Genomic DNA, 21,046 nt, shown 5'->3' on the forward strand with positions numbered 1-21,046 from the left:
CCCCGGCGGGGGGGGGGGGGGCGGGGGTGGGGGGGGGGGGGGCGGGGGGGGGGGCCGCCCCCCCCCCCGGGCGCCGGGCCCCCCCCCCCCCCCGCCCCCCCCCCCCCCGGGGGGGGGGCCCGCCGCTCTACGTCCGGCTTATGCCTTCGGGGTGCCGCGGCTCGGGCCCTGGTCCGGTCCGGGCATCTGCGGTCCCTGCTGCTGACGCTGCTGCTCGGCCGCCATGGCCTGCTGCTGCACCTGGAGGCGCTGGGCGTCCTCCGCGATGCGCTGCGCGTACGGCTGGGCGTCGCGCAGGTTCATCTCCTGCCGAAGCTGCGCGGCGGCGCCGTCGAGCTGGCCCACCCGGTTCCGGGCCGTACCGGCCTCCGCTAGGGCGTTCTCCGCGCGGCGTTGACGCGCGGCCGCGGTCCGCTCCAGCACGGCCTCCCGCGATCCGCCCGCCTTCTCCCAGTCGGTCAGGACCCGGTCGTGCTCAGCCGGGTTACCCGCTGTCCGGCGGCTGTCCTCCTCCTGGCGCCGGGCGCTCTCGATCGCGGTGTTGGTGTCCTCGGCCGCCGTACGCAGACGGCTCAGGCTCGTCTCCATCTGCTGTCGGTCGGTACCGCGCACCGCGTTCCTGCCCAGCTTCTTCTCCTCCAGCCGGGCCTCGATGCGGCGGATCTCGTCGCGCTGCTGCTCGGCCTGGCGGCTGAGCTGCTCCAGGCGTCCCGCCGCCGCCCGCAGGTCCTGGATGGCCTGGACGCGTTCGGCGCGCTCGTTGACGTTCTGCTCCACCGGGCCGCCGGGGGCGATGGCCGCGAGGAGCTCGGCGGCACGTGCCTCCTGGGCAGCGGCCTGTTCCTGGGCGGCTTCCGCCGCCTCGACGGTCTGGGCCAGGGCGTCGGAGAGCGCGGAGTCGGACAGGGTGCCGTACGGCCGCGTCTCCCACGTGGCAACGGCCGGCGCGGCTTCCTCGCGGTCCTCCTCATCCCTGGGCTGCGGGTCCTCGGCGGTCACCTGGTCGTCGTCGGTGCGGATATCTTCCGCGTCGGACGCGGCGACGAGCTGCTGCGGCTCCTCCTCGGGAACAGCGAGTGCCGGCGCGGGCGGCTCGGTGTGCGTGTCTTCGGGCTGGGCGGGCTCCACCTCCTCGGTCCGCTCGCCGCCCGCAGACAGCTCGACGTCGGCAGCCGCCTCGACCTGCTCGTCCTCAACGGCGGGCTCGACCACTGCCTCCTCGACGTCCTCGCGGGCCTCGACGGAATCCTCGGCAAGCTGCTCGTCCTCGCGGGCCACCTCAACCTGCTCGTCCTCGACAGCGGGCTCGACCACTGCCTCCTCGACGTCCTCGCGGGCCTCGACGGAATCCTCGGCAAGCTGCTCGTCCTCAACGGCCGGCGCGACTTCCGGCTGGCTGGCCTGCTCCGGCTCGGGCGCAAAGGCCAGGTCTTCCCCTTCCTCCATGACGGTCTCCGTCAGCTCGGTGCTTTCCTCGGCGACCGCGACGGGTGCGGGCGCAGTGCTCGTGTCCCGGTCGGTCGTGGCGTCCGGGGTGGTCCAGGTCTCGGCCAGCGCTTCACCTCGGAGGGCGGCGGCCTCGGTGGCGCGGGCCCGGCGTCCGACCTCGGCGACCTGGTCGTGCAGGACCTGCCAGGCGTCCGCGTCCCGGCCGCCGACGGGCTGGCCGCCGATGCCGTTCTCGGAGGCGCGCAGCTGACGCTGAGTCCTCCACGCGTCCGCGAGAGCGGCGGTCCTCTCCCACTGCTCGCGCAGTTCGGTGCCGGGAGACGGGACCGGCCCCAGGGCCTTGGCCCAGGCGGGCGGATCGGCGGCCAGGGCCTGGCCGGTCTGCGCCAGGCGGGCGTCGATGACCTGGCGCCGGGCGTCCAGGTGCTCCAGCCAGGCCATGGGGGTGTGCTGGTCGCGCTCGACCTCGCGCGGGGTCAGCCACTCCGGCAGCGGCCCGGTGTTGTCCGGGGTCGGAGCGGGGCCGTCGGGCAGGAGTCGGCGCAGGCGCTGTTCGGCCTGGACGCGCTGGTCGACGACTGCGGCACGGTCCAGCTTCTGGCGGGCCTCGTCCTGGCCGTGCAGGTTGGCGCGCATCTCGGCAGCGACGGTTTCGCCGTCCAGGCCGGCGGTGTGCGCATGGCCGACGCCGGGCTCGCGCTGCCACTCCTCGCGGGCACGGTCGCGCCAGTCCATCGAGGAGCGAAGGCGCTGCTCCTCCTTCAGTGCACCGAGCCGGAGCGCGGCCGCGCGGGCTTCTTCCCGGTCGCCTTCCCGGCCCGCCATCCGGCCGTCCCGTCGCGCCTGGGCGATGGCCTGAGAGAGCTGGGCGCGGGTGAGATCACCGTGCTCCCGGCCGGGCCAGGCCGGGGCCGGGAGACCGTCGACGACGACCGGCCGGGGCTGGCTGTCCACCCGGGCGTCGGCGCGGCGCAGCTCGTCCAGGGCCTGGGTACGGCGTTCACCGGCGCGCTCCGCGAGGCTGTCCAGCTGTGCGTCGGTGAGGTCCTTCAGCGGGCGGCTAAGGCCCTGCTCCTCCAGGCGGCGCAGGGTGTCGCGGGCCTCCGCCACGTGGTTGTCGATGCGCCAACTCAGTACGGCGGCGTTGTCCTCGGCGTCCGCGAAATCCCGCTCGTAGAAGGCAGTGGAGAGGATGCGTTCGGGCGCGAATCCGGCCCGCTCGGCGTCGCGCAGCGCGCGCTCGACGGCGGGCCAGGCGTCTTCGGCAATGATCGACTCGGCCCCGAATCCGAGGACGTTGCGGGCCATGCTCTGGTAGCGGAGGGACAGGGCGCGGGCGTGCACGTCGGTGTACTCGGCGGACAGCTGGCCGATGCCCCAAGCGCGGTCCTGCTCGGCCCGGATCGCCTCGGTGGCGGAGACCGATGCCTGCGAGTTCCGGGCGATGGTGTCCAGCACGTCGCGCATCGTCATGCCCTCATCGAGCACCACGTAGAGGCGGTTCTCCTGGCGCCCACGGGTGGTCTGGACGTACGCCGACTCGCGGGCGGTGCGGCGGGTGAGGAGGCCGCTGCCGGTGTCGACGGTGGCGCCCTGGCCGCGGTGGCCGGTGCTCGCGTAGCCCAGCTCAACGTACTTGCCGACGTAGTCGGCGGGCAGCACGGTGCGGCCGCCGTGGTCGGTGTGGCGGACCTCGACGTCCCCGTTGTCCAGGACCCTGGTGATCATCCACTGATCACCGTTCTTGACGAAGTCCTTCCCGCTCCTGAGCAGGTTGGTGCGGGCGTTCTTCCTGGTGACGATCAGGTCGCCGCGGTGGGCCTCGACGCCCTCGCGCACGGCCACGGTGCGGCTCGTGTCGAGCTGTCCGGCGCCCATCCGGTATGCCTGGGCGAGCGCGTTCAGCTCGGCGACACTGGCGTTGTCGTCGGCCATCATCAGGGCGGTTCGACCGGCCTCGATATCGCCCTGCCAGTCCGCGAAAATCTGGTGGACCATCTGTTCCCGGGTGCCGGCCACGACGCGGCTGTTGTCCAGGTACCAGGTCCAAGCGGTGTCGGGCTCCCCGTTGCGCAGGGTCAGAGATGCGGCGGCTTCACCGGGCGTGCGGAAGCGGTGCACGCTCTCCAGCTCGACCACGTCGGTGGTGTTCGCCAGGAGGCGCAGGGCGCCGCCGCTCTCCACGGCGGAGAGTTGGAAGGGGTCTCCGATCAGGCGCACGAGCGCACCCGCACGTTCGGCTTCCGCGATGACGGCGGCCAGGCGCTTGCTGCCTGCCATGCCCGCCTCGTCGACGATGATGACGTCTCCGGAGCCGAGGGCGTATTCGGGTCCAATGCGCTTGCCCGCCTGGGCGCGCTCGCGTGCACCGAGCCAGTCGTGCACCACGAATGCGGGCGCCTCCAGACCGGCGGAAAGCTCTGCGGCGGCGCGGGCCGACGGGCCCATGCCGATGACGCGGCCGCCGCTGGCGCGTACCGCGTCGGCGGCCACCTTCATGGCGGTCGTCTTGCCCGCGCCGGCGGGCCCGATGCCCGCTGCGACGAGACGCTCGGACGTCGCGAAGGTCCGGGCGAGGGCGCGCTGTCCGGCGTCCAGGCGGCGGTTCGGGTTGGCTTCCTGGTAGGCCGCCTCGACCGCCGCGTACACCTCGCTGGACACGGCGGGGATCACGCGTGTGCGGGCAGCGGCAACGATCCGGTCCTCGGCCGCGAGGACTGCGGCGCTCGTGTAGAGCTCGCTCTCGCGGCGCCGGTAGATGCTGCTGCCGTCGTCCCGGGTGAGGGGTGCGAACGTCGGGTTCAGGTCCGGCGGGGTGATGTCGATGCTCTGGGTTCCCAGGACCCGGTCCGTGATCCGGTCGGCCAGATCGCCGCCGGGTGTGGCGCCTGTGGTGGCCTGGAGAACCCACCGTCGGGCCTCGGCGAGCACCTGCCTGCGGCCCCACACGCTGCGGTGGTCGGAGACGGTTTCCAGGACCTCCCTTGCGGCCTTGTCGATGTCGAGATGCGGCACGGCTTCGGCACTGGGCCGGGCCTGGGCGGCCGCCGCTCGGGCGGTTTCGAGCAGGCCGTCGATCCGTGTGGAGCCGAACGCCTCGATGGCCTGCTGACGCCATTCGTCGCGGAGGTCGGACAGCGGTTTGGCCGCTTCCTTGTCCGGTCGCGTGTCGAGCGTTGCCTGCTGTGTGATGGCGAGCAGGGCCTTGGCCGACGGCTCGTAGCCATGCCGCTCGCGGTACTCCTCGACCAGCTCGGCGGTGCGCTCCTTGATGGAGATGGCCCGGCCGGAGTGAGCTTCCATCAGGTCCAGGCCGATGCCTGCAATCTCCATGACTGGACGCTTTCCGGGGGTCACCTCGCGGGCTTCGGCGCGCAGACCGAGACGCTCGCATACGCCCTCGACGACGCGCTGGTTATAGAGCTCGCTGGCGGCCACGCCCTGCATGAACAGCAGTTGCCCGTCCAGGGCTCGCCACTTGCCGTCACGCCCCTGGACCTTGTTACTGACCACGAGGTGGTCGTGGAGCATGGCCTGTCCGAGACGGTTGCTGTAGTGCCGGAACCGGGTCGCGATGAGTCCGCCGGCGATGTCCTCCTGGGCGATGCCGTTGGTGCCCGTGCGGGTCATGGCGGCCTTCTGCTCCAGCCACTCCAGGGTCTCAGTGAGGGCCTGCACGTGGGCCTGCTCGACCAGCTTGCGCACGCCGTCGTCCCCGAGTCCCCACAGGACGCTGACGGACTTCGGTGCACTGAAAACCAGGTCGTATCCGGCGACTGCATTGCGCTGCTTGCCGCCCTCCTGCTCCTTGATGAACCGGCCCAGTTCCTCCTTCGATGCAGGGCTGCGCCCGTGCTCCGAACGGAAGTGCACGGCCCCGGCCTTACCCCGGAGCTCCGCCCGCTCCTTCGCGTTCGGCTCCCGGTGGTGCAGCCGCTTGAAGGTCTCCAGTTCTTCGTTGAGCTTGCGCCCGAACGGGGTGTCCTTCTCGACGAACGTCATGTACTTGCGGCCCAACTTCGCGGCCCGCATCGCCTGCTTCCTAGTGTCTCCAGCGGCGATGCGCTCGGCGATGATGCGGTCCGCATCCGGGTGGAGTCCCTCACCGTAAAGCGCCTTCATCTGCGCTTCGCTGACGTTGCCTGAGACACCCAGGGCCTCGATGCCGGAGCCCATCCAGAGGCCGGGCGGATTGCCGCTGGCGGTGTAGTAATCGCCCAGCTCTTGACCTCGTTCGCGCTGCTGGTCGGCGCTCACGGTCTCGCTGATGTAGTAGGCATACCCGTCCCCAGCGCTGAGCTTGTGGACGGTCATCATGCGGTGGATCTTACCTGGGACATTCATAATGCAAGAGGTGTGACCGTAATGATCTTGAAGCGCGTTGCGCGTCCAGACGAGACGTGGAGGAGCTTGCGACGATCACGGTGAGGCTGGACGGCGACGTGCTGAAAGAGCAGGACGGTCACAGACTTCGTCTGGCGGCTTTCCATAGTCAGGTCCTCCGGACATGGCTGTGGAAAGGCGTACCGGCGGCGTCACCTGTGGACGCGTCAGGTGCTGAGCCGAGACGACGTGGCGTATCGCTCCCGCAGCGCTTCGCCGCTCGTGAGCCTCGCGGCGGTGCGTCGTACGTGCAGTACCGGCGGGCGGACCCATGCGCTCGCTCGGTGCAGGTGGATGCGGCCGCACCGACGATGTCGGTGCGGCCGCGGTGCAGTTGCTCCGCATCGGCCCGCGCTCCTTCACATGCGGTACCTCCAGCGTCACCGGTGCACCCGCCCGCCGCACCCCGGCGCCGCCGCACCGGCGGAGCCGGTGCGGCGGCGCGTGCACTCCCCCGCATCACCGCCCCACTTCGTCAAGGGCGGTGATGCTGCACGGCCCGCTGCACCGGACCGCCTCGCGCGGCCGGCGCGAGAACGCACCTCGCGCCTGCGGCGCGGCGTGCACCCTTCCGCCAGGATCGGCGCACGGGCACGTGCGGTGCCGTGAGGGCTCGTCCGCGCTCACGGCCCGGCATCCACCTGTCCCGTCACCAGTGGTGCGGGTGCACCTTCGGCCGCATCACCCCGGATCGGCTTTCGGCTCCGCCACGCGGGGGCGCCCGAGCGGGCGGCCGCGGGAAGGCGGACCGCGGCAGGCAGAATGAGCCGTGCAGTCACACGACACGGAGGTGCAGCAGCACATGACGCAGAAGCCGCAACGCAGGTCGAGGACAGTGCTGGCGAGGGAGGCCGCGCGGGAGAAGGCGGCGCGGTTCCGGGAGCTGGAGGACGAGCGCCTTCGCATCGCCGAGGCAGCGATCCTGATTCAGGAAGAGATCGACGACTTCGACGAGGAGACCGAGCGTCGCGTCGCCAAGCTCCGTGAGGAGCGGAACAGCCAGCTGGGCGAGAAGCGGCAGAAGCTCGACGCGCTCGTGGTGGAGATGCTCGACACCGAGATTCCCGCCCAGGAGGCTTCCGAGCGGCTGGGCATGTCGGTGGGTCAGGTCCGGGCGGCGAAGAAGTCGTTCGAGCAGACGGTGGCGGCGCTCGCCGAGAATCCCGCCGCCGACGTCACCGCGACGGCTGCCGCCCCCGCGACGACGGACGATGCGGCCGCTCCGTCAGCCCCGTCCGCCGACGAGCCAGATGCTGCGGCCCCCGCGGCAGAGACGGCCGCGCCGACGGAGTCGTACGACTTCCCACCTCCCGGTGGATCGCCTGCGGTGCCGGCTCAGGAAGGCTCACCGGAAAACCTTCAGGACGCGACCCTTCCGCCAGGGTCGACCGGCTGAGGGCGCACCAACGCGTAGGGCCCCGGCCCGGGATGGCTTTCCATCCCGGGCCGGGGCCCTACGCGTTGCACGGGCGGAGCGGTCAGAACAACGACATCTGTCCGTCGTCCTCGACACCCGGAGCGGCGACGCCGTGGTCCGCAGAGAAGAGCGGGACCATCGCGGCACTCGGGTCGGACGCACGAACGGCGGCAAGGTACGCCTCCGCGTCATACCCTCCGGCCAGCGCCTTGCGAACGAGCGGACGTGCTTCGCCCTCCAGCATTGCGGCGGCCAGCGCGTCCAGGTCGAGCCCCTCGCGAAGTGCGGCCTGGAGAGCCTGCGCCCGCCCCAGGGAGCCGCGGGTGTCCGCGTAGCCGAGGTGGGCCCGGCCAGCCGCACGGCCCTGGTCGGCCATCTGTCTCATGTTCGTGCGCTGCGTCGCGCTCGACAGGTGGTCGATGTGGACGCACAGCGATTCGTTGCAGCTGTGAGCGGTGATCGCACGTACAGGAAGCGGGCCGTGGACCTGCTCCATCAGCCACCGGTGCACCCGTACGGTCCGTTCGCGTCCGGCCTCGGTGACGACGGCCTTCGCGTAGCCGTCCGTGGTGAGGCTCCTGGTCCACAGTCGGCACCCGTGCGGCACAAGGATGCTGCGTTCGGCGACGTAGTCCAGTGCCCGCTCGGTGTCCCTGCCCATGCTGCCGCTCCCCCGCTCATCCCGCTCCGGCGATCTTCATCCTGCCAGGGCTGGACGAGCGGGGTTCACTGCGCGTCGGTGCCGGCCTGGCGGGCCTCGTCGAGCAGCTTGCGAGCGTGCGAGGTGACGTGCAGACCGATCTCCCGCTGGACGTCCTCGGCGGTCAGGTCGGGCTGGTCCTTCAGCAGACTGATGACCTTGTCCAGACGAGCCGCCCGCAGGAGTCGCTCGGCGTGGACCGGGTGTACTCCGAGGTCCTCGCCCAGCATCTTCGCGGTGAGGGTGGTGGGGTGCTGGACCAGCAGCTGGCGGGCCCGCTCCTTGCGCTCCTCGGCCTGCGGGTTCGGCGGACGGGACTGCGATTCCTTCCGGCCAGCCGGACGTCCCTTGGGGTTGCCGCGGCCGCGGCGGTCGGCAGCCCAGTCAAGGATGGTCTGCCGGCGCCAGAAGTCCTCTCCGCCGACGACCTCGCCGTCCACCTCCTTGCCACCGAGGTTGAAGTCGGGGTCAGGAAGACGCGTCTTGGTGCCGTACCGGTAGCCCTTCCACGTGGACAGGGTGACGCGCTTGTCCTCGGGGAGGGCGTAGAGGGACTCCTCCAGGTCGAGCAGGTCGCCGGGGTGCTCCTCGGCCGGCACCGGGGGGAGGTCGTACCGCGGCTGCTCGTTGACGGCCTTGGCCCGCTCCTCCTCCGCGCGCGCGGCCAGCAGCTGCTCCTTGGAGTAGAGGCGCCGGCGGCTGCCCTCGCGGTTGAGGAGCTTCAGGCCGCGGATCTCCTCCCAGTGCTTGGTGTCCTGCCAGTAGCCGACGCTGACGCCGAAGATGTCGGCCGCGATCTGGTCGTCGGCAGGGGTGACGCCGTGGGGAATCATGAGTGTGGTGCTCCTGTAGGTAAGGGCTTCGAGGTGCAGCAGGTGGTGCCGGCCAGGTGCCACCCTAGCCAACATTGAAAAAAATACCGTACTTGGGCCATGCGTGGGAAGTCGGAACTCAGAACAAGGTCTCTTGCCCCCAGCCGGCACTCGCTCCGCGAGGACGTCGAGGGGCGGCGCCTGCTGTCACTCTGGTCCGCTGACGGCCTCTGGAACGGGGCTGCGCTGAGGTGACTGCGTCCCACCCTGGCGAGATCACTCCGGCAGCGTTGTGTGCCTGCGGCTTGCGGTCGGCGTCCTGTGCGAACGACCACCGCAGGACCTGGTCCCGCGGTTCCTCCTCGGGCAGGTTCGCGGTGACCGCGACTGCGCGGGCGGGCGCCGTGTCGGCGCCGGCTGTCGGGCGGGGCGTCTCGACGCCGGGGCAGTAGCCGCCCTCGTCCTCCCACTGCTCGGCGGCTTCGCGCGCCGCGCGGGCCTCCTGCTCGACGAGCGTCACCGGGCGCCGGTAGCGGCGCACCGTGCCGCCGCCCAGGGCGGGAAGGCGACGGGCGGCAGCCTTCTTGTCGTCCATGCGCTTGTACCGCTTCGCGACACGGGCGTAGCGGGCCTCGTACGCCGCCCGGTCGCTCTCGTGCAGGCCCGCCGGATACAGCCGTGCGAGCTCCAGCGCGACCTGGCCCATCGGGGTGAGCGCGAGCACGCTCGCGCCGTCGGCCGCGTCGGCGGCGACCAGGAATCCGGCGGCGCGCAGGTCCTGCGTCCGCTCCCGGCTGATCCGGCGCCCGCCGCTCCACACACCGTGCTCGGCAGCCTTGCGGGCCTGCCCGTTGAGCCAGTACAGGCGGCCGGTCTCCGCAGCCTCCAGCACCCGCATGTGCCCGCCAGTCCAACCGAGCGCGGGCACGATGCCCTCGGCGAGGTAGACGTTCATCGCGACCAGGTGGCGGTTGTCGCTGTCCATGCCGGTGGCGGCCCGCTCGGCAGCCTCCCGCTCCGCCTCCTCGCGGCGCCGCTGGCTCTCCCGCTCGGCGTGCTCCTGGGGCGTGAGCTTGCGCTCCAGCTCGGTCCGCAGTGCGGCGGCCGTCACCTCGACCCCGGCCGCGGCCTGGGCTTGTACGGCGTGGTCGACGGCGCCGCGTGCGCAGTAGTTCAGCGCGCTGTCCGGCATCTCCGGATCGGCCGCCCACTGCTGTGCCCGCGCGGCGTATCCCTCGGCCTCGGTGGCCTCTCGGTGTGCCGCGTGCATGACCTGCTCCAGGCGGGCGGCATTGCCGGAGCGGCTGCGGCACACGGCGTTCATCGCCTCGTCGGCCGCAGCAACTGCGAGTTCAGCGGCCTCGCGAGCCACTCGAAGGCAGGTCTGCGGGGTCGGCTCCCCCGCCTGGGTCTCGGTCATCGATCAGTCCTTGTCGTTGAAGTGTTCGGGTCGTCGTGTGGGCCACCCCTTGCTCGGCTGGCGGACGGCGGCGCGGGGAGGGATTGCTGCGCGCCGGGGGGAGGGACTTCGGGTGCGGCCGTCGCCGGCGGCGCGCTCCCCGTCGGGCAGGCGCGCGGCGGGGAGCGACCTGGCAGGTGTCGGCGCGGCCGCCGGTTACCGCCCGGCGGCCTGAGCGGCGTAGGCCAGGGCGGCGGCCCGCGGGTCGCGGGACGCGGCGATACGGGTGAGCCGCTGGAGCTGGGTGCCGATCCCGGCCCCGGCAAGCGGGCGTACAAGGTGAGGCCAGACGGCCGCCGCGGCGTCGGCGTAGTCCTTGCCGGCGAGCGCGATGACCTCGGGCGCGTGCAGCAGGGCCCGGCCCATCGCGGCCGCCTGGGCGCGGTGCCTGACATGGTCGACGGCCCGCGGGTCCAGCCGCTTCTCGTACGGGCGGATCGGGGTGTCCGGGGTGATCAGCCCGTACTCGGCGCTGATGATGACGACCCTTCCGCCAGGGATTGCCTGGGCGGCCGCGAGGCACTTCGTGAAATACGGGCCGGTGTAGAGCTGGGCGGCGGGGAGTTTCTCGACGCCCTCGGGCAGCGGCCTCTTTCCGGCGCTGCACGGGATGACCACCACGGGGCGGCCGACGGCGGGCGGCGCGAGGACCTCGCGGACGTCGGTGCGGGGCTGGGTGAGGTCGAAGTGGACGGCGCCCTCCTCCTCCGCGGCGACCAGCTGCTCGGGAGTGGACTGGGGCAGCAGGTCGTCGGGGATCGCGAACAGGTTGGAGCCCGGCCGGAAGTGCACGACCACCCACTTGGCATCCGTGCCCAGGGCCTCCGCGGGAGTGCGGCGGCGCCGCCGGGCTCGACGCTCGGGGCGGTCCGCGGGCCGGACGGCGTCGGTACGGTCGAAGAGGCTGAGCTGCTGGTCGCACGACGCGTAGATGGCGGCGATGGTGCGGACGGCGAAGTCCTCCGGGTCGAGGGCTTCGGGCTCCGTCGGGGCCGGCGGTCGGTGCGCGTCGGCTTGGGCCTTCGACTGGAGGGCTCCGAGAGTCAGCCCCCAGGCACGGGCGCCGCTGCCGGGGCAGTCATCGGTGGCGGTGCGGGTGGGGCGGTGGTCGATGACGGCGCCGGAGACGGTGGGCTTGGGCAGCCCGCAGCAGGGGCAGCGAACGGTGTGGGTCTCCTCCGCCGACTTCGGGGCGGGCGCGGTGCTGGTGTGCACGGTCGGGTTCTCCTCCTGGTGGGTGCGGGTTTCGAGCGGCCCGGGGCGGCGGTGCCATCCGCCACCCCGGGCAGGGGTCTTCAGAAGAGACGGTGCGCGACGTCGGCGAGCTCGGCCGCTTCGCGGAGCGCGGCGGCGGCTTCCTGGGCGGTGCGGCCGGGGGCCAGGCTCCACAAGTGGACGACCCCCCGGCGCCACTGCTTCGGATCGGCGCCGTCGGGGACCTGGACGGGGGCGCCGTGCAGGTGGTCGGCCAGGACGCGGTACGCCTCTTCGAGGACGGCGGCGATGGCGTCCATGTCGTACGTGCGGTCAGGGGTCATGCGGTCGCGGCCGGCGGCGATGTCGACGGCGCCGCCGACGGAGCACCGCCGGTTGATGAGGCGGCCGGGGCCGGAGAACAGGCTGTGACGGGACTGGTAGATCCCGACGCGCGCGATGTGCGCGGCGGCCCACTCCAGGAGGGCCCCGGGGGTGGTGGGGATCAGGACGCTGTCGGGCGCGTAGCGGATGCCGGGCACGGTTCCTCCTCGTGCGGTCGGGGTTTCGAGCGGGCCGGGGGCGGCGGTGCCAACCGCCGCCCCCGTTGTGGGTCAGGTGCGCAGGACGTGCTGGAGCTGGAGGGTGCGGCCGCCCGGGAGGCGTCGGCTCAGGCACTCGGTGCTGTCCAGCGGGGCCGGGGTCTGCTCCAGGGCGGAGGTGTAGAGGGCGCTGCCGCAGTGGCCGCAGTACCCGCGCAGGTGGGCGGCCTCGGCGTCCTCGCCTCCGCAGACGTGGGCCAGGTAGGCGACGAGGAACGCCAGGTCCTCGGGGGCGCGGGCGATCAGGTCGGCGTTGGCCCGGGTGGCGGCGATGTCCTCCTCGGGGGTCTCCGTGTCTCCGGGTCCGTCGTGGTTGACGGCGATCTCGGCCACCCGGATGTCGTCGGCGTCCGTGACAACGAAGTCGGTGTGCACGGCGTCGGGGTCACCGGCGCTGACGAGTCCGCCGTTGCGGTTGTAGACGAACTCCTCGCTGGCCCAGGGCCCGCGGGTCGACGCGGCCAGCCGGTCGCGGATCTCGGCGACCCGGGCGCTGTTCTGGATCTCGGCGGGGAGGACGGCGGCCTGGGCGAGGTCGAGCCGGTAGTGGGTCAGGTCGCCTTCCTTGTCCTCGTGCTGGCACAGGGGCTCCCACACGGCGCGGTTGTAGTGGTCGAGTTCGGTGGTCCACTCGGCCAGGCCGAAGAGGTCGAAGGTGTCGGTGATGCGGCGTTCCTCGCCGGACGCCGTCCAGTAGGTGCCATCGGTGATCACCCGCTGGTGCTGGTTCACCGTGAGCCGGAAGGTCACGGCGTCGAACGGTGCGGCGGGGTCGGGGTCGTAGTCGGTGAGGATGTCGCGGACCGATGCGGCGATGAGCGCGCAGGCGACGCGGGCCATACGCGCCTCGGCGCGGTGGACGCGGTCGCGGGCCTCGTCCACGGCCTGGGTCAGGTGGGTGGGCTCGAAGGTGTACGGAGCGGGGCGGGTCATGGGGTGGGGTCCTCCTCGTTCGGGGTCGGGTTTCGAGAGGGGCCGGGGCAGCGGTGCCAACCGCCGCCCCGGCCGGGGCGGTTCAGTTCACGCTGGGTGCGGGTGCCGCGAATGTTGCGGTGAAGGCGGCGACGGCCTCCTCCAGGGCGTCCGTGGAGACCCCGTTGATGAGGTCGCTCGCGGTGTGCTCGTCCAGGAGGCTCAGGCGGCGCCGTGAGGCGCCGGTGCCGGTGGTGACCTTGTAGTCCTCGAAGGACAGCAGGGTCGTGGCGAGTTCGCCCGCGGTGGGGCTGATGGCGGTGAGGCGCAGGCCCTGGAACCGGTCGTGCCAGATCGAGGGCGCCAGCGAGAGGGTGAAGACCAGCCCGCCGATGCGGGCCACCTCTCTGGTGCCGACAACGGCGGCGGTGGGCTCGACTCGGCGGAGCAGATGGAAGATGTTGAGTACGGCGCGGTGCGGGACGGGTCGGCCCATGAGGTTCTCCAGTTCGTTGGGGGGCGAGGCCGGGGGCGGCGGTGCCATCCGCCGCCCCCGGGGTGAGCGGGTCAGTTCTGCGGGCGGTCCTTGCGGACGATGGCGGCCGGGTCGGGGCCGAGGAAGCGGACCAGGTTGATCACGACATCGGCGAAGCGCTGGGCGATGCCGGCGGGGCGTGCGGTCTTCTGCTCGGCTGAGGTGCTCACGGATATGCCTCCGGTGACGGGTTTCGAGTGGTGGTGCCGGTCGGGGTGCCACCCCCTTCCAACAAGCTCAACAATACCAGCTTTAACCCTGATCCCCAAGAGCGGGGGGCGCCGGTCTGCACGGATTTGCCGGGGCCCGGCCGCCGGTCTCGGCGGCCGGGCCCCGGCTGTACCGGCTACGCCGTGGCGGTGGCCACGGCCTCCCGGGCGGCGGTCCACTCGCGGCGCGGGGTGATGCCCAGGTCTTCGAGGACCGGGTCAAGGCTCCCGTTGTCCGGCACCCATTCCCAGTCGGCCCCCTCGTCGCCGGGGCGGTCGGACCAGGTGAGCATGTACGAGCGGCCCGACGTACGGGAGTCGCCGCACACGGCTTGCGCCTCTCGCCGGGTCATCGCCCACAGGGCACGCTTCCGGGCCCGGCGGGTGTTCTTCGAGACGATGAACACCATGGCCATGCCCTCCTGCCAGTCCCCCGCATCCGCGGCGGGGGCCGGCGCGGGGGTCGGCGTCGCCCTCGGGTTGTGGTGGCAGTGGGAGCAGATGCGCGCCTTCGGGTGCCACTGGGTGGAGTGGCACATGGGGCACGTCTCGGCGGCCGGTGTCTGCTCGTCGACGGCCGGGGCCTGCTCGGCCTGCTCCTGGTGCTCGGCGAGTTCCGGCGCGGGGGCGGGCGCCTGCTTGAAGTTCTGCGGCTTGGCGTAGCCGCACACGGTGCACATGCCGCGTGCGGAGCTGAACCGCTTCTGCCCGTTGGCGACCCGCACGCAGTGCGGGCACTCCGTGCGCTCCTCCTCGGGCTCCGGCTCGGTGGCCTCAAGCCGGGCGATGTCCTCGGCGGACGCCCACCCCTGCACGCTGTCGTAGGGGATGGTGTACCCCCCGCGCGTCTTCTCGTTGGGGTCCGTCCGTACGACGGGGACGCCCACCCCGCCGAAGATGTGCGGGATCGAAAGCGTCTTCTTGTTCACCCGCAGCACCTGATACCAGGTGCCGCCGCGGTTCACGAAATCCCCCTTCGCGAAGTCGGCGGGGCCCCACACCTTGAACCCGCGCCGCTCGGCGTCGGCGATGACCTCGCGCCAGTAGGCCAGCTCCTCCGCGAGCTCCGCCTTGCGGCGGGTGAGCTCCTCGGTGTCCGAACGGTGGTAGCCACCGGCGGACTCCCCGGCCAGCCACTTCTCGACGCGCCGGGCGTCGGCCTCCAGCTTCTGGATGCGGCGCAGGGTGACGCCGGGATTGGTGCGGAACGCCTTGTAGGCGGCGGCGGCCTTCTCGCGGGCCGCCCAGTGTCCGGCGCGCTCTCCCTCGTCGATGTGCGTCCGCATGGCGTCGTCGATGCGCTTCTGGTCGCGGCGGGCGCGGCCTTCGGAGTGGTGGCCGACGAGGATGGGCTGGCCGAAGGGGATGCCGTCGGCGATCTCGCGGCCGCGCTTCCATGCGGCCTCGGACCGGCCCGCGGCGTTGTCGGCGTACTGGCCGAATCGGTCGGTGCGGTCCTCGGCCCGCTCGTACCGCTCCTCTTCGGCATCGCGGAAGGAACGGCGCGTGTCCTCGTCGATCTCGATCTCGACCGTCCACCCGGCCTCGCGCAGCGCGGCGGCGGCTCCGTTGATCTTCCACCGTTGGGCGGCCTTGTCGCGGGACTGCTGGACGCCGAGCTGCCCCAGGGAGCGGAAGAAGCGGAAGCCGTGCGGGCGGATGAGCTCGAACACGCCGTCCCCCTTCTGGCTGCCCTCGACAAGGGTCCCGCCGGCGCGGGTGTGGGAGATGGTGATGACGCCCTTCGCAGGGGTTTCGGTCACGGGTAATGCCTTTCGTTCGTACGGGTTTCGAGTGGTGGCGTTGGTCGGGGTGCCATCCCCTTCCAACAAGCTCAATATTACCAGCATTGAGCCTGATCACCTAGCAGATTGGGGCCCTTGAGCAGGGGTTTTAGCTGTGGCCGTTGCTCGGGAGCGCAGTCCCGCCGTCGGGCCCGCGCCGGTGGCGCGGGCCCGGTCCGGGGTGGGTCAGAACAGGGCCGACTGTCCGGCGTCCTGGGCGTCCTGTTCGCTCTGCTGGCGGCGCAGTTGGGCGACGAGCGGGGCCTGGCGTGCGGCCGCGGCCCGCCTGCGGGCCTGGAGTTCCTCGCCGGTGGCCCAGCGGACGAGCTGCTCGTGGTCGGCCAGGCCGGGGGCGTCGTCGGTGACGGTGTACCGGATGTAGGGCTGTTGGAGCCGATTGCGGATCTCGGCCCGGGTCATGACCCAGTCCGGCCCGTAGGCGCCGGCCACCGTGAGCAGGGTGCCGTCCGGCGCGTGGTAGCTGCGGACGGAAAACCCGTCCTCGCGGTAGAGGCCGGGGCGGTCCTTCTTCTGCGCGGCCTCGGTGAGCTTCAGGTCGATAAGGCCGCCCTGGACCAGGTGGTGGGCGACGGTGTGCTGGCGGGTGACGCGCGGCATCGCGCTCCTCTCCGTTGGCGGTGGGGCGGCGGCCGCGCCGCCGCCCCACCTGGTCGGGGTCGGTCAGTTCTTGGACTTGGGCTTGGGCTTGGGCAGGAAGGTCTTCATGGACTCGGCGCGGGCGCTGCTGGCGGGGCAGGGTCCGAGCAGCTGCGTCAGCAGCGGCCGCAGGGTCTCAATGTCGTCGGCCTTGCGGGCGCGCTCGGCGCGCTCCAGCTGCTTCTCGACGTCCTCGGCCGTGGTCGGGTGGGTGATCTCCTGGCAGGGGCAGCTGGTGGGAGGCTCACCCACCAGGGCGGCGACCTTTCCGGCCTGGTCCTCGAAGGGGATGCACCCCTCGTGCCTCCACACCGGCCGGGGGGTGTTGTCGCCGTTGCGACCGCGCAGGTGCGACCACCAGCGGATGACGTAGTGGCCCGACAGGCAGCACTTCAGCATCCACGGGTTGTCAGACCCCGGGTAGCCGGTGGTGTTGCCCTCCTCGTCCTCCGGGAGCCAGGCGAGTTCGGCGACGCGGGCGAGCGCGATGCCCGCGCTCAGGATGTTGCGCCGGGTCGGCTTCAGGCGCGGGGACAGCCACGGGACGATGCCCTGTGCTGCGGCGGCCGGGGCCTCGACAGGGACGGCCGCGGGGTCGGTGGCGCCGGAGTCGACCAGGTCGACCAGGTGCTGGGCGGCGGCGTCCTTGTCGCCGTGGCGGCTCTCCTCGGCATGGCCCTGGGGGCGGGCGTACCACTCGCCGTGGAAGCGGTGGATGTCACCGGCGGGGCGGCCGTCGACGGTGACGGGGTAGCGGCCGCTGGCGTCGCGCGTGCCGAGCTCGTAGCGCTTCGCGGCGGGGGTGGTGGTCGTGGTCAAGGAGTGTTCCTCTCGTCGGGCGTGGGTTTCGAGCGGGGCCGGGGCGGCGGTGCCAACCGCCGCCCCGGCGGGGCGGACCGGACTTCGGTCAGGTGGCGGGCAGAAGGAGCCGGTCCGTGGGGGCGTCCTGGGGAAGCTGTCGATCCGGAACGAGGATGTGGCAGGCGGAACCCCTGCGGCCGTCTCCTCGCATGGTCCAGGCGGAGAGGTCACCGGCCTGGTGCGGCTGCGGGCCGCCGCCGGTGAAGAAGCTCCCGTTTTCGAGCATGACCGGGTCTTCGGTGACCCAGTGCCGATCGTCAGCGGTCCACCGCAGGTAGATCGTCCGGAGGGAGAGAGGGCCGCCAGTGCGGACTTCCCAGGTCTCCGCCTCGACCCCGAGGTAAGTGCGCTTCTTGGGCTTGGTGATGCGCAGCGCGCTCGGATCGGGCTCCGCGATCGTCTCGGCGCACTCGACGCGGGCGGCGTACCGGGACGGCCAGTGCGTCAGGGTCGTGCCGACGTGCATGTGGGTCGCCAAGTAGTCCGCGAACGACTGCGCTTCGCCCTTGGTCGCGCGCCGGTTGTCGAGGAGCGACTGGGCGGCCAGGGCTGCGGCCTTGCCGACCGTGGGCATCGGCACGGATACGGGCCGCTCGGTGCCGTTGGGGAAGATGTGGACCAGCGTGAACTTCACGGTTCCTCCGGGGTGTGGGTTTCGAGGGAGCCGGGGCGGCGGTGCCATCCGCCGCCCCGGCGGGGGCCGTCTTCTACCAGCCGGGCGGGACGGGCTCCTCGTACTGCGAGGGGGCTTCGATCTCGCGGGTGTACCCGCCGTGGAGCTCCTCGTCGTAGTGCTCGCACTCGGGGTCGCAGGGCTCCCCCTCGTCCGCGCCGCAGTCGTCGCAGGGCTCTTCGAGGTCGTCGATGTATGCAGGCATCAGGCGCCTTCCGGTTCGGGTTTCGAGTGGTGGTGTTGGCCGGGGTGCCACCCCCTTCCAACAAGCTCAATATTACCAGCCTTGGACCTGATCGCCTAGCAAAAAGGGGGCCCTGAGCAGGGGTTTTCAGTCGGTGGCGGCAGGGAGGTTGAGCGGCTTCCACTGGTCGCCGGTCCAGAACTCCCAGACTGCTACGTCGGGGTCGCTGGCCTTCAGGTCGCGGGCGAGCCGGGGCAGGAACGGGGAGTCGGCGCGGTCGAGCCAGACCGGCGGGGTGCCGATGGCGATGGTGACGGCGGGCAACCCGTCCTCCTCGTATCCGCGGAGCAGGCTTGCGCGACGCCGCGCGCACTTCGCGACTTCCTGGGCGGTCTCGTGCTCGGTGATGAGGTGGTCCAGTACCTCCTCCTCGGACAGCGGTTCGCCGTCCATGCGGCAGGCGGCGGCGAACTCGTGGACGGCCCGGTGGTCGGCGGCGGTGGCCGGGAAGAACCAGGTGCCCCCGCCGTTGCCCTGGTTCTCGATGACGCCCACGCAGCGCTCCCCCTCGTGGACGGTGGCGTTGTAGGCGATGCCGCAGCGCGTCGTCATCTGCTGGAGGTCTGCGAGGGTGTAGCGGTCGTGGGGGACGCGAAGTCCGGTGTGGGGCAGCTTGGTCAGGTCGGTCATGGGGTTCCTCTCGCAGGGTGGGGCACCACCTGTAGGTGGTGCTGGGACGTGGCGGCGCACGGTGCCGGCCACGGGCGACGGTCCGTCGCCCGTGGGGGTCAGTGACCACCGTGGGGCGCGACCGCGCCGGGGCCTGGGGCCTGTCGGCGCGGTCGCGCTCCGCGATGGTCAGTCCGGAGCGGGCCGCAGCGCCCCGGGGGTGGGGCGCTGCGGTTGCCGCGCGTCAGGCGGCCGCGCGGGCGATGCGGAGCAGGGTGTCCACCACGGTCACCGGCTCATCGAAGAGCGTGACGGTGATGCGGTTGAACGCCAGGCGGGCACTGCCGCGTTCGTCCTCGTCGGCGCGGCGGTAGTCGATCCGGCATTCCTCGGTGGTCTCGGAGAGGAAGGCGAGCGTGGGCCACGGGTCGTCAAGGCAGACGCAGCCGTGATCGTGGCGGCACTCGTCGCGGTCCTCGGCCCATGTCCGCATCTGCTCGTAGGCGGCCGGGGTGATGCCGGTCAGCGTGACGTGCGCGCGGTCGCCGTGCGACTCGGACAGGATGTGCGCGGTGAAGTGCGTGGACCGGACCACGCACCAGGTATCACCGTGCAGCTCGTGCGAGCCGTCGTGGATGCGTCCCCGGCCGCCGTCCGCCTCGATCAGGATCAGACCGGCGGTGTGCGCGGCGGCCTTGGCGGCCGCTCGGGCGGCCTCGACGGCCATGCGCAGGCTGGTGGAACTGGCTTCGGGCATGGTGGTGTTCATCGGCTTCCTTGTCGTGGAGAGGGTGGTCTGCGGGCGCGGCCCGGGAGGTACCGGAGTGCGGGATGCGCACCGGGTGGCGCTGAAGACGTGCGGCCGTCGCCCGGCGGCCGGTTGGCGGACGGACGGGCGCGCGGCGGGGTCGATCGGGGAGTGGTCGGCGCGGCCGCCGCCGCTTACCGCTCGGCGGCGGCCGCCACGCTCACCACGTGCGGTGGGCCCATCGGCCGGGGTCGGCCTGGACGGCGGCCCGGTGGGCGGCAATGGCCTGGGAGCTGAAGGACTCGGCGCGCATCCGCTGGTAGGCCGTGTGCACGTTCCGGTGCAGCTCGGCGTACGCGGTCACCCGGTCGCGGTCGGTGCCTCCGCCTCCCGCGTATCGCGGGCACTCGTCGCAGATCACGCGGTAGATCGGCACCTCTCCGATCTCGTGGCCGCGCGTCGCGGGCTGGGGTGCGACGCTGCCGGGCGTCCATGGGGCTCCGGCGTTCGGGTCGGGGTGCTTCGCCGCGTGCATCCGTACGTCCCACATGTGGGCGTCGCGGTCGTCCGTGACCTTCCCGGCCCATGAGGGGCACCGGTCGCAGGTGGCCCCGTACAGCGGCGTCGTGGCGACTGCGCGGACGTGGATGGCGGGGGTGACGGTCGCGGTGGTCATCGGGGCCTCTCTCTGGCCGAACGGGGCGGGTTTCGAGGGGCCGGGGCGGCGGTGCCAACCGCCGCCCCGGCCGGGGGTGTCAGCTCATGTCCCAGGTCACGCGGCGGCGCGTGACCGGGGTAAGGGCGCGCTCCATACGGAGGGCCTGGAGGCGGGCCGGGTCGCGGCGGTACGCGGCGGTGGACAGTGCCGCGCGAACGGCGGCGCGGTCCGCCCGGTGGGCGGCGGTCTGGTACGCCTTCCGCGTGCCGGGCTTGGTCGCCCATACGCTCCCGCTCCGGCTGTACTGCGGGTTCCCGTCGTCGAGCCGTACGGCCGTCGTCAGGATTCCGGCGCGGGCGGCAGCCTGGTCGTTGACCCCGAGTACGCGGGTGGGGTTGCCCTTGCGGACCGGGCGGGGGCGGCGGTGGTGGTCGGTGCGGGACATGGCGTCCTCCTGCGGTTGCCGGGTTTCGAGTGGTGGTGTCGGTCGGGGTGCCACCCCCTTCCAACAAGCTCAATATTACCAGTGTTGGGCCAGATTTGGAAGGGGGAAAGGGGGCCTGACCAGGTATTTTCAGGCCCCCCGCCCCGCGCCTCTTCAGGCCGCGTCGTAGAAGAAAGTCGGCCGGTCGACCGGGCGACGCTCACCCCACGCGGGGCGGTCGGCCGGGTCGGTGAAGATCAGGTTCGCGCTGACCATCTCCTCGCCGCACGGCTCCTCGGCAATGCCGTTCGCGGCGGCCCAGGCTCGGGCGGCGGCGACCGTTCCGGTCCCCTCCCCCTGGAACGTGACGACCATGAACACGTCGGGGCCGTAGAACAGCGAGAGGTCGTAACGAACATCCTCAAGGGCCCGGCGCACCAACTGCGGGTCAACCTCCGGGACCCCCGCGACGAGGATGCGCTGGACGGAGGCCAGGTGCGGCTCCGGCTTCGCGCTGCACGTGCAGGTGAAGAGCTGGGGGGCGCGGGTCGCGGTCGCGGTCATGTTGCCTGCCTCCGTGTGGTGCGGGTTTCGAGGGGTTCTCGTTGTCCGGGGTGCCACCCCCTTCCAACAAGCTCAATATTACCAGTGTTGGGCCGGATCACCTAGCGGAAAAGGGGGTCTGACCAGGGTTTTTCCCGGAAGTTCCATGATCT

At 72.1% G+C, this 21,046-nt stretch carries 20 protein-coding genes; 1 reads left to right on the forward strand and 19 read right to left on the reverse strand.

The features are described 5' to 3' along the window. Positions 1-138: 138 nt before the first annotated feature. Positions 139-5,766, reverse strand: coding sequence for a MobF family relaxase (gene mobF / locus ACFYZA_RS39935; RefSeq protein WP_388495109.1), 5,628 nt, complete (start codon positions 5,764-5,766; stop codon positions 139-141). Positions 5,767-6,634: 868 nt separating this feature from the next. Here mobF and ACFYZA_RS39940 point away from each other — a divergent pair. After that, positions 6,635-7,228: a hypothetical protein gene (locus tag ACFYZA_RS39940; protein WP_388495110.1), complete on the forward strand. Its 594-nt coding sequence runs from the start codon at positions 6,635-6,637 to the stop codon at positions 7,226-7,228. Between the two features lie 82 nt (positions 7,229-7,310). Here ACFYZA_RS39940 and ACFYZA_RS39945 read toward each other — a convergent pair whose 3' ends face one another. From ACFYZA_RS39945 to ACFYZA_RS40030, 18 genes are all read right to left on the reverse strand, one after another. Next, the gene (locus ACFYZA_RS39945; RefSeq protein ID WP_388495111.1) at positions 7,311-7,910 is read right to left on the reverse strand and encodes an HNH endonuclease; all 600 of its coding nucleotides are present in this window, start codon (positions 7,908-7,910) and stop codon (positions 7,311-7,313) included. Positions 7,911-7,975: 65 nt separating this feature from the next. After that, positions 7,976-8,782: a hypothetical protein gene (locus tag ACFYZA_RS39950; RefSeq protein ID WP_388495112.1), complete on the reverse strand. Its 807-nt coding sequence runs from the start codon at positions 8,780-8,782 to the stop codon at positions 7,976-7,978. Positions 8,783-8,900: 118 nt separating this feature from the next. Continuing rightward, positions 8,901-10,181 (reverse strand): hypothetical protein, encoded by a 1,281-nt coding sequence (locus tag ACFYZA_RS39955; protein ID WP_388495113.1) that lies wholly within the window; start codon positions 10,179-10,181, stop codon positions 8,901-8,903. A 195-nt stretch (positions 10,182-10,376) separates the two neighbouring features. Further along, positions 10,377-11,435 carry a DUF6884 domain-containing protein gene (locus tag ACFYZA_RS39960; protein WP_388495114.1) on the reverse strand — a complete coding sequence of 353 codons (1,059 nt, stop codon included), beginning with the start codon at positions 11,433-11,435 and terminating at the stop codon, positions 10,377-10,379. Between the two features lie 80 nt (positions 11,436-11,515). Continuing rightward, on the reverse strand, positions 11,516-11,956 hold the full coding sequence (locus ACFYZA_RS39965) for a DUF6197 family protein (RefSeq protein WP_365862364.1): 441 nt from the start codon (positions 11,954-11,956) through the stop codon (positions 11,516-11,518). A gap of 72 nt (positions 11,957-12,028) precedes the next feature. Further along, complete coding sequence (locus tag ACFYZA_RS39970) at positions 12,029-12,949, reverse strand: hypothetical protein (protein ID WP_388495115.1); 921 nt, start codon at positions 12,947-12,949, stop codon at positions 12,029-12,031. A gap of 82 nt (positions 12,950-13,031) precedes the next feature. Beyond that, entirely contained in the window at positions 13,032-13,424 is a 393-nt protein-coding gene (locus ACFYZA_RS39975) for a hypothetical protein (RefSeq protein ID WP_388495116.1), read from the reverse strand. Positions 13,425-13,495: 71 nt separating this feature from the next. Further along, positions 13,496-13,633 (reverse strand): hypothetical protein, encoded by a 138-nt coding sequence (locus tag ACFYZA_RS39980; RefSeq protein ID WP_388495117.1) that lies wholly within the window; start codon positions 13,631-13,633, stop codon positions 13,496-13,498. Positions 13,634-13,809: 176 nt separating this feature from the next. After that, positions 13,810-15,435: a DUF3560 domain-containing protein gene (locus tag ACFYZA_RS39985; protein WP_388495118.1), complete on the reverse strand. Its 1,626-nt coding sequence runs from the start codon at positions 15,433-15,435 to the stop codon at positions 13,810-13,812. Positions 15,436-15,642: 207 nt separating this feature from the next. Beyond that, positions 15,643-16,074: a hypothetical protein gene (locus ACFYZA_RS39990; RefSeq protein WP_388495119.1), complete on the reverse strand. Its 432-nt coding sequence runs from the start codon at positions 16,072-16,074 to the stop codon at positions 15,643-15,645. Positions 16,075-16,137: 63 nt separating this feature from the next. Beyond that, positions 16,138-16,932: a hypothetical protein gene (locus tag ACFYZA_RS39995; protein WP_388495120.1), complete on the reverse strand. Its 795-nt coding sequence runs from the start codon at positions 16,930-16,932 to the stop codon at positions 16,138-16,140. Positions 16,933-17,020: 88 nt separating this feature from the next. Further along, a complete protein-coding gene (locus ACFYZA_RS40000) occupies positions 17,021-17,608 on the reverse strand; it encodes a hypothetical protein (protein ID WP_388495121.1) in 588 nt (195 codons plus the stop codon). Between the two features lie 73 nt (positions 17,609-17,681). After that, on the reverse strand, positions 17,682-17,852 hold the full coding sequence (locus ACFYZA_RS40005) for a hypothetical protein (RefSeq protein WP_331720805.1): 171 nt from the start codon (positions 17,850-17,852) through the stop codon (positions 17,682-17,684). Between the two features lie 126 nt (positions 17,853-17,978). Beyond that, positions 17,979-18,521 (reverse strand): hypothetical protein, encoded by a 543-nt coding sequence (locus ACFYZA_RS40010; protein WP_388495122.1) that lies wholly within the window; start codon positions 18,519-18,521, stop codon positions 17,979-17,981. Between the two features lie 223 nt (positions 18,522-18,744). Beyond that, the gene (locus ACFYZA_RS40015; RefSeq protein ID WP_388495123.1) at positions 18,745-19,269 is read right to left on the reverse strand and encodes a hypothetical protein; all 525 of its coding nucleotides are present in this window, start codon (positions 19,267-19,269) and stop codon (positions 18,745-18,747) included. Between the two features lie 199 nt (positions 19,270-19,468). Continuing rightward, entirely contained in the window at positions 19,469-19,924 is a 456-nt protein-coding gene (locus tag ACFYZA_RS40020; protein WP_388495124.1) for a hypothetical protein, read from the reverse strand. A 79-nt stretch (positions 19,925-20,003) separates the two neighbouring features. Then, positions 20,004-20,351: a hypothetical protein gene (locus ACFYZA_RS40025; RefSeq protein WP_388495125.1), complete on the reverse strand. Its 348-nt coding sequence runs from the start codon at positions 20,349-20,351 to the stop codon at positions 20,004-20,006. 153 nt (positions 20,352-20,504) lie between these two features. Then, the gene (locus ACFYZA_RS40030) at positions 20,505-20,894 is read right to left on the reverse strand and encodes a hypothetical protein (protein ID WP_388495126.1); all 390 of its coding nucleotides are present in this window, start codon (positions 20,892-20,894) and stop codon (positions 20,505-20,507) included. Positions 20,895-21,046 lie beyond the last annotated feature (152 nt).

Source organism: Streptomyces sp. NPDC001828 (assembly GCF_042892175.1).
Lineage (GTDB): Bacteria > Actinomycetota > Actinomycetes > Streptomycetales > Streptomycetaceae > Streptomyces.